The sequence below is a fragment of the Pseudofrankia inefficax genome (assembly GCF_000166135.1).
In the GTDB taxonomy this organism is placed as follows: domain Bacteria; phylum Actinomycetota; class Actinomycetes; order Frankiales; family Frankiaceae; genus Pseudofrankia; species Pseudofrankia inefficax.
In genome coordinates this window covers 4,294,426-4,306,684 of record NC_014666.1, presented here as the reverse complement: position 1 = coordinate 4,306,684, position 12,259 = coordinate 4,294,426, and the positions used below count along the sequence as shown (strand labels likewise).

At 72.2% G+C, this 12,259-nt stretch carries 12 protein-coding genes; 3 read left to right on the top strand and 9 right to left on the bottom strand.

Going from position 1 to position 12,259, the window contains the following annotated elements; translation table 11 throughout:
- Positions 1 to 4: 4 nt before the first annotated feature.
- Positions 5 to 1,312: a hypothetical protein gene (locus FRAEUI1C_RS17370; protein WP_013424622.1), complete on the bottom strand. Its 1,308-nt coding sequence runs from the start codon at positions 1,310 to 1,312 to the stop codon at positions 5 to 7.
- Between the two features lie 264 nt (positions 1,313 to 1,576).
- Between FRAEUI1C_RS17370 and FRAEUI1C_RS17365 the strand changes: the two genes are divergently transcribed.
- Positions 1,577 to 2,668: an enoyl-CoA hydratase/isomerase family protein gene (locus FRAEUI1C_RS17365; protein WP_013424621.1), complete on the top strand. Its 1,092-nt coding sequence runs from the start codon at positions 1,577 to 1,579 to the stop codon at positions 2,666 to 2,668.
- Between the two features lie 15 nt (positions 2,669 to 2,683).
- Here FRAEUI1C_RS17365 and FRAEUI1C_RS17360 read toward each other — a convergent pair whose 3' ends face one another.
- Entirely contained in the window at positions 2,684 to 4,813 is a 2,130-nt protein-coding gene (locus FRAEUI1C_RS17360; RefSeq protein WP_013424620.1) for a phosphocholine-specific phospholipase C, read from the bottom strand.
- Between the two features lie 501 nt (positions 4,814 to 5,314).
- On the opposite strand from FRAEUI1C_RS17360, the gene FRAEUI1C_RS17355 reads away from it, so the two are divergent.
- Positions 5,315 to 5,647: a putative quinol monooxygenase gene (locus FRAEUI1C_RS17355; protein ID WP_013424619.1), complete on the top strand. Its 333-nt coding sequence runs from the start codon at positions 5,315 to 5,317 to the stop codon at positions 5,645 to 5,647.
- Positions 5,648 to 5,731: 84 nt separating this feature from the next.
- Here FRAEUI1C_RS17355 and FRAEUI1C_RS17350 read toward each other — a convergent pair whose 3' ends face one another.
- Entirely contained in the window at positions 5,732 to 6,310 is a 579-nt protein-coding gene (locus FRAEUI1C_RS17350; RefSeq protein WP_013424618.1) for a TetR/AcrR family transcriptional regulator, read from the bottom strand.
- A gap of 169 nt (positions 6,311 to 6,479) precedes the next feature.
- On the opposite strand from FRAEUI1C_RS17350, the gene FRAEUI1C_RS17345 reads away from it, so the two are divergent.
- Positions 6,480 to 7,508: a zinc-dependent alcohol dehydrogenase gene (locus FRAEUI1C_RS17345; protein ID WP_013424617.1), complete on the top strand. Its 1,029-nt coding sequence runs from the start codon at positions 6,480 to 6,482 to the stop codon at positions 7,506 to 7,508.
- Here FRAEUI1C_RS17345 and FRAEUI1C_RS17340 read toward each other — a convergent pair.
- The 6 genes from FRAEUI1C_RS17340 to FRAEUI1C_RS17315 all read right to left on the bottom strand — a co-directional run bounded on the left by FRAEUI1C_RS17340 (position 7,495) and on the right by FRAEUI1C_RS17315 (position 12,222).
- Entirely contained in the window at positions 7,495 to 8,796 is a 1,302-nt protein-coding gene (locus FRAEUI1C_RS17340) for a cation:proton antiporter (RefSeq protein WP_013424616.1), read from the bottom strand. The two genes, FRAEUI1C_RS17345 and FRAEUI1C_RS17340, sit on opposite strands and share 14 nt — an antisense overlap.
- Before the next feature lie 23 nt (positions 8,797 to 8,819).
- Positions 8,820 to 9,302 carry a cation:proton antiporter regulatory subunit gene (locus FRAEUI1C_RS17335; RefSeq protein WP_041260965.1) on the bottom strand — a complete coding sequence of 161 codons (483 nt, stop codon included), beginning with the start codon at positions 9,300 to 9,302 and terminating at the stop codon, positions 8,820 to 8,822.
- 11 nt (positions 9,303 to 9,313) lie between these two features.
- Entirely contained in the window at positions 9,314 to 9,661 is a 348-nt protein-coding gene (locus tag FRAEUI1C_RS40230) for a hypothetical protein (protein ID WP_013424614.1), read from the bottom strand.
- A 404-nt stretch (positions 9,662 to 10,065) separates the two neighbouring features.
- Positions 10,066 to 10,440 (bottom strand): hypothetical protein, encoded by a 375-nt coding sequence (locus FRAEUI1C_RS17325; RefSeq protein ID WP_013424613.1) that lies wholly within the window; start codon positions 10,438 to 10,440, stop codon positions 10,066 to 10,068.
- A 64-nt stretch (positions 10,441 to 10,504) separates the two neighbouring features.
- The gene (locus FRAEUI1C_RS17320; RefSeq protein ID WP_198318842.1) at positions 10,505 to 11,803 is read right to left on the bottom strand and encodes an RNA polymerase sigma factor; all 1,299 of its coding nucleotides are present in this window, start codon (positions 11,801 to 11,803) and stop codon (positions 10,505 to 10,507) included.
- Positions 11,803 to 12,222, bottom strand: a complete 420-nt coding sequence (locus FRAEUI1C_RS17315) for a YciI family protein (RefSeq protein WP_013424611.1) — start codon at positions 12,220 to 12,222, stop codon at positions 11,803 to 11,805. The genes FRAEUI1C_RS17320 and FRAEUI1C_RS17315 overlap by 1 nt, the downstream gene beginning before the upstream one ends.
- Positions 12,223 to 12,259 lie beyond the last annotated feature (37 nt).

Below are 12,259 nucleotides of genomic sequence, written 5' to 3'. Positions count from 1 at the left end.
GCGGTCAGGCCGGGACGCCCTGGACGCCGGCGGCGCGGGCGGCGTTGGCGGCCACGTCGACGAACTGCTCGAAGGTGACCGACTCCTTCTTCACACCGAAGGCCTGGACGTCCCGGTACTCGAGGACGACTGGGCCGTCCGGGACGGCGTTGGTCCGCCCCATGGCGTAGGTGAACCACGTCGAGGTGCGCGCCGGGTGGGCGTGGGCCGGATAACCCAGCGGCGGCGACATGGCGTCGTAGTCCACACCCCGGGGCCCGAGACCGGAGTAGTCGCGGTCGAGCGTCGGCACCCCGGCGCCCAGGTCCCCGTTGCGGATCGAGGTGAGCCACTGCGCCAGGGTCAACGGGTTGACGATCCGGTCGGTGCCGGCCTTGTAGTCCTCGGGGCAGACCACGGCATTCAGCTCGGCGCCCGGAATGGTGCGGACGACGGCGTCGAATTCCGTGCGGTCGTCGTCGTCGAGCAGCATCCGGTAGATCGAGCGGAGATTCATCCGGGGTAACAGGTTGAACCCGGTCTTGGGACCCTCGTTGGAGTACCTGATGCTCGGCTGGCTGAAAGCGTGGAGGTAGTAGGCGACCAGCGCGAACAGGGCCCGCAGCTCGAAGGTCACCCCGTTGTTGGCGCCGACCCAGCCGTCGACCTTCGCCGTCACGCCGGGGTAGTAGGGACTGATCAGGCTCTCGACGTCGGTCAGGTCGGCGTCGATCGTGCACTGCGCGACCCCGGTCATGACGGTGCCGGTCGCCTCGATCGCGATCTTGGTGTTGGCCGGCAGCAGGACGGGCCGCACCTCGTTGTTCGCCACGACGGTGACCGTGTCGTACACCGGGCCCGGCGCGGCGAAGACGAGCGACCGCTTTCCCCTGTGCGGCAGGCTGACCCTCATCTCGGGTGCCGCGAGGGCCGTCTGGAGGTTCCCCTGGGCGTTGACCGCGAGCAGCTGGCCGTCGGTGACCAGGCCGGCGCCCCGGCGGGACCGGGCGCTCGGATCGGCCAGGCCCTGGCCGAACAGCGGGGCCAGCAGCGCGGCCACCCGCTGGTTGGTGAGCTTCGCCGGGTCCGGCGCGACGCTCGACAGCACGCTCATCAGGTCACCGATGAGAACGAGCTGGGGAACCAGGTCGTCCCATTCGTCCACCGGGTCGGTGACGATTTCGACCTCACCGGAGTCCGACTCGATGTTCACCCCGACGCCGTCGGCCCGGAACACGAGACTTTTCGAGGGCAGGGCGAGCTGGACGCCGGCCATGCTTTTCATGGCGAGTTGTCCGGGTTTGAACTGCCATTCGAATCCGATACGGGTCATGTCGAATTCCCCCACCCCTCGCCCGACCAGCCGGGCGAATGCTACCGCCCGCGACCCAAGGAGTGATGCCAGTCACCGGAATCCCGGTCCGGACCACGGTCGGCCGCGGCGCGACGTCTGTGAGCGCCGTCTCGACACGGCGCGGGTCTGCCCAGGCCTGGCCGACGATGTCATCGTGCGAGACCGCCGGGAGCGCCCCGCCCTAGAGGCCACGAACAGGACCAGCTGGGTGGCCGTGTCCCGCACGGTGCCGGCGGCGGCCCGATGAGCACCGCCGCCAGGCCGGCTGACGGCACCGACCAGGTGATTCGCCGCGTCGAGGGCTCCGTCGGCCGCCTCACCCTCAACCGGCCGAAGGCGATCAACGCGCTGTCCCACGCCATGGTGCTAGCGATGACCGAGGCGCTGGACGACTGGGCCGCCGACGACGCGATCACCTGCGTGCTCGTCGACGGCGCCGGCACGCGCGGGCTCTGCGCCGGCGGCGACGTCCGGCTGTTCCACCAGGACGCCCTGACCGGCGGAACCGCCTCGATCGGCTTCTGGGCCGACGAGTACCGGCTGAACTCGTTGATCGCCCGGTACCCGAAGCCCTACGTCGCGCTGATGGACGGCCTCGTGATGGGCGGCGGCGTCGGGATCTCCGCGCACGGCTCGGTCCGGGTCGTCACGGAGCGCTCGAAGATCGGCATGCCGGAGACCGGCATCGGGCTCGTGCCCGACGTCGGCGGCACCTGGCTGCTGTCCCGGATGCCGGGCGAGACCGGCACCCACGCCGCGCTGACCGCCGGCACGCTGTCCGGCGCGGACGCGATCGCCGGCGGCCTCGCCGACCACCTGGTCCCCGCCGACCGGCTGCCGGAGCTGGTCGATCTCCTGGTCGCCGGCAAGCCACCGGCGGACGCCCTCGCCACGCTGGCCGTGCCCCCGGGTGAGGGGACCCTCGCCGCCGCCCGCGGCTGGATCGACTCCTGCTACGCGGCGGGCAGCGTCGCGGACATCCTCGACCGGCTGCGCGCGCACGGCGACCCGGCGGCCGCCGCGGCGGCGGACGAGATCGCGGCGAAGTCGCCGACGGCGCTCACCGTCACCCTCGCCGCGCTGCGCCGCGCGGCGGCGCTCGCGGACCTGGACGCCGCGCTGGTGAGCGAGTTCCGGGTCTCCGTCGCCTGCCTGCGCCACCACGACCTGGCCGAGGGCATCCGCGCCCAGATCATCGACAAGGACCGGTCGCCGCGCTGGTCGCCCGGCACGCTCGCCGACGTCGACGACGCTCGCGTCAGCGAGTTCTTCGCCGCCCCGGCCGGCGGCGACCTCGTACTCGCCCGGGGCGTCGCCCGCGCGAGCACGAGGTGAGCCGGCGCGCGGCTCCTACTGGATGCGGCCCGCGTAACGGCGCGTGTAGCCGTCAGCGGTGTCGGCCTTGACGATCACGTCGTAGTAGCCGTTGGCGTCCACGGGCCAGGTGATCGTGGCGGAGCCGTTGAGGGCGATCGGGACCGTCTGGGTCGTGCCGGCGTAGTCGTTGGGCGTGAGGGTGTAGGTGACCGCCTGCTGCCCGGCGTTGCCCAGGGCGATCTTGAGCACGGCGACGCCGCCGCCCGCCGCCGCCGTGACCGGGGTCGCCGACACCTGCGGAACCGCGCCGGTGCTCTGGCTGGCCGCGACCACGTTGCCGGCGAACGAGCGGACGAACCGGTCGGGCCCGTAGATGGAGAAGGCGTACTTCGCGGACGTCGACGACGTGTTCCAGGTGTAGGTCTTGTTCGTGCCGTTGACGACGGTGAACGGCGTCGCCGAGGCGGTCAGGTACTGGTCGGGGAAGACGAACAGCGAGACGCCCAGGCTGCCGGAGTTGGACATGGTGGCGGTGACCACGCCGGTGGAGCGGTTGACCGCGACGTCGGCGTGCGGCATGTGGCGCGTCGGCCGGTGCGGGCGGGTGCCCGCCTCCTGGACCGGCGCCACCTGCGCGCCGGAGGCGGGCGGCTTGACCGCCGGCAGGGACTTCGCCGCGTCCGACTGGTTGATCAGCGGCACGGTGTCCGGCAGCGACGGGATCGAGAAGTCGGGGTTCGCGAAGTCGAACGCCGCGGTGAGGTCCGAGCTGACCAGGTTGCGCCAGGCGGTGACGTTCACCAGCGGGGCCCCGGTCCAGGTCTGGAGGAACCGGTTCATCGACGTGTGGTCGTAGGTGTTGGAGTCGACCCAGCCACCCCGGGTCCAGGGCGAGCAGATGAGCATCGGCACGCGGGTGCCCATGCCGATCGGCTGGCTGCTGATGAACTCGTTGGTGTAGCTCGTCTCCGGCGCCGGCGGCAGGGCGTGGTCGAAGTAGCCGTCGTGCTCGTCGTAGGTGACGAACAGTGCCGTGCTCTCCCAGAGGGCCTGGTTGCCCATCAGGGCCTCGAGGACGGCCCGGGTGTAGTGCGCGCCGTAGGCGGGGCTCGCCGCGGGGTGCTCGGAGTAGGAGTAGGGCGCGACGATCCACGAGACCTGCGGGATCGTGCCCGCCGCGCAGTCGGCGAGGAACTGGGCCAGGACGTGGTTGACGTGGTTCGGCCCGAGCGGGGTGCCCGCGCTGGCCTGCCAGGGCTGGACCGCCCCGCGGATCGCCAGCTGCTGGCCGGCGGTCGTGTTGGCCTTCATCGACGTCTGGTACTGCTTGTAGAACCACAGCGGGTTGTCGCCGTAGTCGCCGACCCAGCCGTCGGCGCCGCTGCCGTCGCCGACCTCGTGGTTGGTGTACACCTGCCAGCTGATGCCGGCCGCCGTCAGCTGTTCCGGATAGGTTTTCACATTGGTGAACTTGACCGTGTAGTCGGCGGGGTTGGTGGTCGCCCCGCTCGACGTTCCGGTCCAGAAGTACATCCGGTTCGGGCTGGTCGGACCCATGATCGCCTGGTGGTAGCCGTCGCAGATGGTGAACGCGTCGGCCAGCGCGTAGTTGAACGGCAGGTCGGCGCGGGTGAGGTAACCCATCGACTGCTCGCCCTTGGCCGAGACCCATTTGTTCCACAGGCCGGAGTTGCGGGCGCTGTGGTCACCGGTCCAGGAATGGTCCAGGTCACCGGCGTTCATCGCGTTCATCGTCGTGGAGTTCATCCGCCACGGCAGCAGGTAGCCGCCGTCGCTGCGGCCGGTGTCCGGCTGCTGGAAGATGGTGTTGCCGCTCTGGAAGCGGAACGCCTGCTTGTCGCCGAAGCCGCGGACGCCCTGGAGGCTGCCGAAGTAGTGGTCGAAGCTGCGGTTCTCCTGCATCAGGATCACCACGTGCTTCAGGTCCGAGATCGTCCCGGTGGCGCTGGACGCGAGCCCGCTCGCCCTGGCCCTCGTGGCCTCGGCCACGCCGCCAGGTCCGGCCAGCGCCATCGCGCCGGCGACCGCGCCGCCCCACTGCAGGAACCGGCGGCGGTTGACCGACGCCACGAAGGGCTGCGGGGCGCGGTAGTCGGTGCCGGGCCCCGGGTCGTCGAAGCTGGCTCCGCTGTTGCCGTCCATGCTGTTCACGTCCTCCGATTGGCTTTTCCGGTGAGAGCGGCATGAGCCGAGTTGTTCGCCGACGAAGTCACCGCGCGATTCCGCGCGCCGGCGCCTCACGCATAGCCATAACGCTCTTTTGACCGGACCGAGATGGACGCCGCGACGCTACTGGCAAACACCGATCCGCATCCGGATCGATTCGATGAATCCCAGCGGAACGCCGCCCGTCCGTCACCCGTCAGGCAGTTCTGCCGAAGATGAACACCGGTTGTCCGCGACGGGACCGCGGGGACACATCACCCGGTCCCGTCGCCGGTGGCATCTCGGCGCGCGCAGGGAAGGGCTCGGCCTGGGCTGGCGGGCTCGTGCCACGCCGGCCGCGGCCGGCGGACACGAGGCACGCGGCCTGGCCCGGAGGACCGCTCGCGGTGGGTCACAATGGTCGCGATGGTCACCATCGGGACCGCCGTGGCCGCCCAGGGTGCGCTCGCGGGCCCACGCACACCTCGGAGGAGTCAGATGATCTTCATCGTCGTCAGGTTCCGGGTGCTGCCCGCGGACGCGGACCGGTGGCCGGCGATCGTCGAGGACTTCACCCAGGCCACCCGCGGCGAGCCGGGCTGCCTGTGGTTCGACTGGTCACGCAGCCTCGAGGATCCGACCGAATACGTGCTGGTCGAGGCGTTCCGGGACGACGAGGCCGGCACCGCCCACGTCCAGTCGGCGCACTTCCTCGCCGCGCGACGGACCCTGCCCGACCATCTCGTGGAGACCCCGCGCATCGTGAACGTGACCGTCCCCGGCGACGACTGGTCCCAACTCGGCGAGATGACAGTCCCGAACCGGCCCTGACCGTCGAAGCCTCCGCACCGATCAAGGCGACACGGGAGCGTCAGCGCGGAAGGGGCTCGGCCGGCATCCGGGAGCTGCCAGGCGTCAGCGGTCGACCGCGGCGCGGATCAGTGTGTCGACCTGGGTGGCGACGCGGTCGAGTGTTCGGGTGCTGCGTTGGGCGCGGCACATGGCGACCGCGCCTTCGATAGCGGCGATGACGAGCGTGGCGAGCGATTCGGCGTCCGCGGGGTCGGCGCCGTGCAGTCGCAGCGATTCGGCTAGCTGGTCCTCCCACGCGCCGAACACGTCCGCCGCCGCGGCCAGGACCGTGAAACGCGCGTCGTCCGCGGGCTCCTCGATCGAGACCGCGAGGACGGGGCAGCCAGCCTGGAAATCGGTGCCGGTGAGGATCTGGCGCCAGAGGTCGAAGAAGGCGCCGAGCCCGTCGACCGGCCCGGCCCGCAGCATCGTGCGCAGCGTCGTGGTGACGGTCTCGCCGGCGAAACGGACCGCCTCCGTGACCAGTTGCGGCTTCCCTCCGGGGAAGTAGTGGTAGGTGGAGCCCAGCGGGGTCTGGGCGTGCTTGGCGACCTCGCGGATGCTGGTGGCGTTGAGGCCCCGGCGACGGATCATGTCGGCCGCTCCCGCGACGATCCGCTGACGAGACGGCGGGATCGGCATGGCCCTCGGCGCCCTCTCTCTGGCTATAACGGTCGTCATAGAGTACCGTCGACCGCGGTTTATGACAGTCGTTATAGCCAGGGCGGAAGGCGTGGCTACGGCCGCGGCGGACGTGGTCCCGTCCACTCGGAGCCGACAGGTGTGCTCCTTTCTCGAATCGAGGAACGTCGTGCGGCAACTCGTCCTGGATGCCCCCGGCCACTACAGCTGGCACGACGCAGCCGATCCCGAGCTCGTCAGCCCGGACCAGGCGATCGTGCGCCCCCTCGCGGTCGCCTGCTGCGACCTCGACGTCGCGGTCGCCCAGTCCCGCGCACTGCTGCCGCCGGGCTACGCCCAGGGCCACGAGGGCGTCGCCGAGGTCGTCGCGGTAGGAGACGCCGTCACCCGGGTGCGGCCCGGCGAGCGCGTCATCGTCCCGTTCCAGCTGAGCTGCGGGCACTGCCGCGAATGCCGGCGCGGTGTCACGGGCAGCTGTGGCTCGGTCCCACCCCTGGCGATGTACGGGCTGGGCTCGATCGCCGGTCTGGACGCCGGCGGGTTCCTCGCCGACCTCGTCTCGGTCCCGTACGCCGACGCCATGCTCATCCCGCTGCCGGCAGGCCTGGACCCGATCGCGGTGGCGTCGATGTCGGACAACATCCCCGACGGGTGGCGAACGATCGGCCCCCACGCCGACGAGCTCGCCGCCCTCGACGAGGCCGACCGTCGCGTCCTGGTGACCGGTGGGCTGTCCGTCGGCGTCTACGCCGCCGCGTTCGCCGTCGCGCTCGGCGCGCGCGTCGACTACGTCGACACCGACCCGCAGCGCCTGCGGGCCGCCGAGCGACTCGGCGCGCGCCCGGTGGACGCCGCGCTGCCCGACCCGCAGGCGGACCCCTACCCGATCACCGTCAGCACCTCGGCCAACCCGGCGAGCCTGGCCGCGACGCTGAAGGCGACCTGGCCGTTCGGCCTCTGCACCGACACCGGCATCTACTACGGCGGGACCTTCCCGCTGCCGATCCTCGACCTCTATATGAGCGGCATCCGTTTCGTCACCGGGCGCGCCAACGCCCGCGCCGACATCCCCCGCGTCCTCGAGCTGCTCGCCACCGGGCTGGACCTGCTGCCAGCCGTCGAGACGGTCGCCGACTGGGAGTCCGCGCCCCAGGCGTGGGCCGCGCTGCGCGGCAAGACCGTCATCACCCGCGCCTAGCGCCGCCTCCGGTCGGGCTCGACGGTTCCGGCGTCCCCGTGATCGCCGTTTCGGCCCTCTGGTGGTTGTGACCGGCGGCCTCCGAGACCTCGGAGACCGCCGCCGGGGGTGCGCGGCGCCGACGGCGCAGCGCGGTTCGGGTGACGGGCTCGGCGAACCGGGCGGCGAGCGGGCCGAGGACGGCCATCAGCAGCACGTAGCTGGCGGCGAGCGGCCCCAGTTTCGGGTTCACCCCGGCGGCGACGGCGAGGCCGGCGATGACGATCGAGAACTCGCCGCGGGCGACCAGCGCGGCCCCGGCCCGGAACCGGCCGAGGGTCGCGATCCCCGCCCGCCGCGCCGCCCACCACCCGGTGAGGACCTTCGTCGCGACACCGGCGATCGCCAGCAGCGACGCCACGGCCAACGCCGGCGGGATCGCGGCCGGGTCGGTCTGCAGTCCGAAGAAGACGAAGAACACAGCGGCGAACAGATCCCGCAGCGGGGTCAGCACCTCGGTGGCGCTCTCGGCGACCGGGCCCGAGAGGGCGATGCCGACGAGGAACGCGCCGACGGCCGCCGAGACGTCGAGGCGCTGGGCGACGCCGGCGACGAGCAGGGCGAGCCCGAGTGCCCGCAGCAGCAGGATCTCGTCGTTGCGATCCGATTTGGGGTTGAACACCAGCAGGGTGACCTTGGCTCCGTGCTTCAGCGCCACGTAGAGCACCCCCACCAGCGCCCCGAGCGCGACCGCGAGCGTCAGCGAGCCGCGGGCGACCGTCTGGTGCGCCAGCAGCGCGGTGAGGATCGGCAGGTACACCGCCATCGCCAGGTCCTCCAGCACGAGGACCGAGAGCACCACCGGCGTCTCACGGTTGCCGAGGCGGCCCAGGTCGCCGAGGACCTTGGCGATGATGCCGGACGACGAGATGGCGGTGACGCCGCCCAGGACGACGGCCGCGCGGCCGCCCCAGCCGAGCAGCAGCGCGGCCGCCACACCCGGGGCGGCGTTCAGGACGAGGTCCAGGACGCCGGCGGGGGCTTGGCGGCGCAGGCCGTGGATCAGTTCGTCGGCGGTGTATTCCAGGCCGAGGGTGAGCAGGAGCAGGACGACGCCGATCTCGGCGCCGGTCTCGATGAAGGTCTCGCTGGCGCCGAGCGGGAGCAGGCCGCCGTGGCCGAACGCGAGGCCGGCGAGCAGGTAGAACGGGATCGGCGAGATCCCGATCCGAGCGGCGACATGCCCAATGATGCCAAGGCAGAACAGCACTCCGCCGAGCTCGATGAAGACGGAAGCGATGTCATGCACGCGGTGGCCCCTTCCGTGTCAGGTCAGCCGGTGCGGAACAGGTCAGCCACGGCGGCGGTGTTCTCCGGCGTCCCGACGACCACGACCACGTCGTCCGGCGCGAACCGGAAATCCGGACGAGGCGAGGCAAGAACCTCCTGATCACGCACCACCGCCACGATCGACGCACCGGTACGCGTCCGGGCCTGCGTGTCACCCAACGGCCGACCCGCGTACGGAGAATCCGCCGAGATCCGAATCCGCTCCCCGACCAGACCCGCGAACACCTTGTTCAGATTCGCCAGCTTCTCCACGATGTGCGGCGCCCCCAACAGCTCGGAGAGCACATCGCCCTCCTCCGCCGTCAACGCCACCGCGTCCGCCACCGCGTCCGGATCCTCCGCGTCGTAGATCACCAGCTCGCGGCGGCCCTTGTGATGCGACACCACCCCCACCCGACGCCCAGCCCGCGTCGTGAACTCATGCCGCAACCCGATCCCGGGCAGCGCGGTCTCCTCGATCTCCACGGGTTCGCCCTTCATCGGCGCTCAGCAGCCGTGCTCGTCGCGGAGACCTCGGCACCGGGGGTCGGTCTGAGCACAGCGCCGCCGCCGAGCAGCGGCTTGGTCAGCAGGTCGTCGGCGGCCCGGTCGGCAGGGCCGCCGGTCGTCCGGTCAGCGAGGCCGCCAGCCGGAGGCAACGGCAGCCCTTCGCGGAACGACTTCCCCTCCGGGGTGTAGCGAACGGGCCGCGACAGCGAACCCGGGCCGAACCGGCGAAGATCCCTGCGCTGGTCGCGCAGGACGACGATCGCGGGCACGGCGAACAGGCAACCGAGAAGCAGGACCGCGATCAGCACACGGCCCCATTCGAGTCCTGAGTGCAAGATTCTCCTCCATGACGATGTCCCTGGCCGCGGCCCGTCACGGACGGACAGCACCAGGCAAGGCGTGGGTGACCGCCTCGGCTTCGCGCGACGAGAGGACGCGCGTCAGCCGACGCGGCTACGACGGCCCGACCCTCGAACGGTCGGCCGGCAGGTGAGCGTGAAAAGGCGCACAGCGCGCGACGAGACACCGCCCGACGGCGGCAAGATCGCCGTCAGCGTCTCGGGACACCGCGTGGCGTCGCTCGCGCGGCATCCGGCAGGGCCGGACGCGCGGCAGGTCGATCTGAAGGGCGACGCGACGCCGGTCAGCGGGCAGGAGCCCGCGCCACCGGCCGCTCACAAGGAGGGCTGGGCCGGCGGCGAGCCTTCGCTCGCGCAGGCGGCGAGCAGGGCGCAGGGGTCTACCGGGGCGTCGCCAGGCTGGCGGGTGGGCCGCGGGCACCCAGCACGCCGGCGTGCTGATCCGGCCCGCCACCCCGGCCGACGCCGCGCCGCCACCAGACGTAGCCGGGCAGCAGGAGCGCGAGGAGCTCGGCCGCGACGGCCGAGGCGCCCGGGTGATCCTGAGCCAGCTTCGCCGACACCACCGAGTGGCCGTCGACGCGAGGGAAGACGACATCCGCGTGGTGGCCCGCGACCGTGGAGACGACGGCCAGCGCCCGGCCCGAGACACCCACACCGGAACCGGCCCCGCTCGTGTCCGCGCCCCACAGGCCGACCACGAGCAACGCCACCACCCAGAGCGCGCCGAAGCCCCGGCGCCGGATGGTGACCATTCGCCCAGGATAGACGAGGCCGCGACACCCGGACACGGACCGCGAGGCCCGGCGCGCGGTTCCGTCAGGGCAGGGCGGCGGCCTTGCGGAGCAGGACTGACCGTTCGTGGGTGTTGCGGCACAGCCGGGCGGCGAGGGTCAGCTCCGCACGGGCCTCCTCGGTCCGGCCGAGCCGGGTGAGCAGCTCGCCGCGGACGCTCGGGAGCAGATGGGAGCCGGACAGCCGGTCGGAGGCGACCAGCTCGTCGACCATCTCCAGAGCCTGGCGCGGACCGTGCGCCATGGCGACGGCGACGGCCCGGTTGAGCTCGACGACCGGCGAGGGCGCCACCCGGCCGAGCGCCTCGTACAGGAGTACGACGCGTTCCCAGTCGGTGTCCGGGACGGACGGCGCCGACGCGTGGCAGTCGGCGATCGCGGCCTGCAGCCCGTAGGGCCCGAGGCCGCGCCCGACCGCCGTGGCGCGGGCGAGCGCGGCCCGGCCGCGCCGGATCGCGGACCGGTCCCACAGCCGGCGGTCCTGGTCCTCCAGGAGCACCGGCTCGCCGTCGGGCCCGGTGCGCGCCGGGAAACGCGCCGCGGTGAGCTCGCACAGGGCGAGCAGACCGAACACCTCCGGCTCGGCGGGCAGCAGCGCGGACAGCATCCGGGCCAGCCGGATCGCCTCGTGGGCGAGCTCCGGGCGCAGCAGCCGGTCGCCGGCCGTGGCCGTCGAGCCCTCCGTGAAGATCACGTAGAGCACGCTCAGGACGCCGCCGAGGCGCTCGCGCCGCTGCTCGGCCGGTGGCAGCTCGAACGGCACACCGGCCGCGGCGATCGTCTTCTTCGCCCGGGTGATCCGCGCCTGGATGGTCGGCACGGGGACGAGGAACGCCCGGGCGATCTCCTCCGTGCGCAGGCCGCCGACCGCGCGCAGCGTCAGGGCCGCGCGCGCTTCGGGCGAGAGCACCGGGTGGCAGGAGATGAACATCAGGGCGAGCGTGTCGTCATCGATCCGGTCGGGGTCCCAGGGCAGGTCATCCGAGCGGCCCCGCGGCGTCGCGCCGGCGTTCGCCTCGCCCTCGCCGAGCTCCCTGGCGAAGGTGGCGTACCGCTCGTCGAGGGCCGACCTGCGGCGGAAACCGTCGATCGCGCGCCGCCGCGCGGTCGCGAGCAGCCAGCCCACCGGGTTCGTCGGCGCCCCGTCGCGCGACCAGCTGACCAGGGCCTCCGCCAGGGCCTCCTGGGCGACGTCCTCGGCGAGGGCGAAGTCGCCGGTGTAGCGGGCGAGCGCGGCGACGATGCGCGGGGACTCGATCCGCCAGACGGCCTCGACGGCCCGCCGAGCGGACTCGCTCGGCGGGCCGTCGGTCGCCACGGGCATCAGACCTGGCCGGTCCGCTCGCGCCACGCCAGCTCCTTGATGACCCACTCGTTGTCCTGCGGGAACTCGTCGATGGTCGGCACCCGGCGGATCTCGCACTTCGAGCCGGTCATCGCCGGCAGGCGCCGGGCCCACTCGACCGCGTCCGCCTTCGAGGCGACGTCGATGACGTAGAAGCCGCCGAACAGCTCCTTCGTCTCGCCGTACGGCCCGTCGGTGACCACCGGCGTCTCGCCGCTGAAGTCGACCACCACACCCTGGCTCGGATCGTCCAGGCCCTCGGCGGCGACCAGCACCCCCGCCTTGATCATCTCCTCGTTGAACCGGCCGACCTTCTCGAGCATCTCCTCGAACGGGGTCGCCATCATCTGCGCCAGGGCCTCGTCGGTGGCGCGCATGATCAACATGAATCGGGGCATCGCTGTCTCCCGTGATCTCGGGGGCCGCCGTTCGACC

Bases quoted from the DNA above. Each gene is read 5' to 3' on its own strand.
- FRAEUI1C_RS17365 (WP_013424621.1), top strand. From the start codon at position 1,577: ATGAGCACCGCCGCCAGGCCGGCTGACGGCACCGACCAGGTGATTCGC.
- FRAEUI1C_RS17315 (WP_013424611.1), bottom strand. From the start codon at position 12,222: ATGCCCCGATTCATGTTGATCATGCGCGCCACCGACGAGGCCCTGGCG.
- FRAEUI1C_RS17355 (WP_013424619.1), top strand. From the start codon at position 5,315: ATGATCTTCATCGTCGTCAGGTTCCGGGTGCTGCCCGCGGACGCGGAC.
- FRAEUI1C_RS17350 (WP_013424618.1), bottom strand. From the start codon at position 6,310: ATGCCGATCCCGCCGTCTCGTCAGCGGATCGTCGCGGGAGCGGCCGAC.
- FRAEUI1C_RS17325 (WP_013424613.1), bottom strand. From the start codon at position 10,440: ATGGTCACCATCCGGCGCCGGGGCTTCGGCGCGCTCTGGGTGGTGGCG.
- FRAEUI1C_RS17320 (WP_198318842.1), bottom strand. From the start codon at position 11,803: ATGCCCGTGGCGACCGACGGCCCGCCGAGCGAGTCCGCTCGGCGGGCC.
- FRAEUI1C_RS17360 (WP_013424620.1), bottom strand. From the start codon at position 4,813: ATGGACGGCAACAGCGGAGCCAGCTTCGACGACCCGGGGCCCGGCACC.
- FRAEUI1C_RS17370 (WP_013424622.1), bottom strand. From the start codon at position 1,312: ATGACCCGTATCGGATTCGAATGGCAGTTCAAACCCGGACAACTCGCC.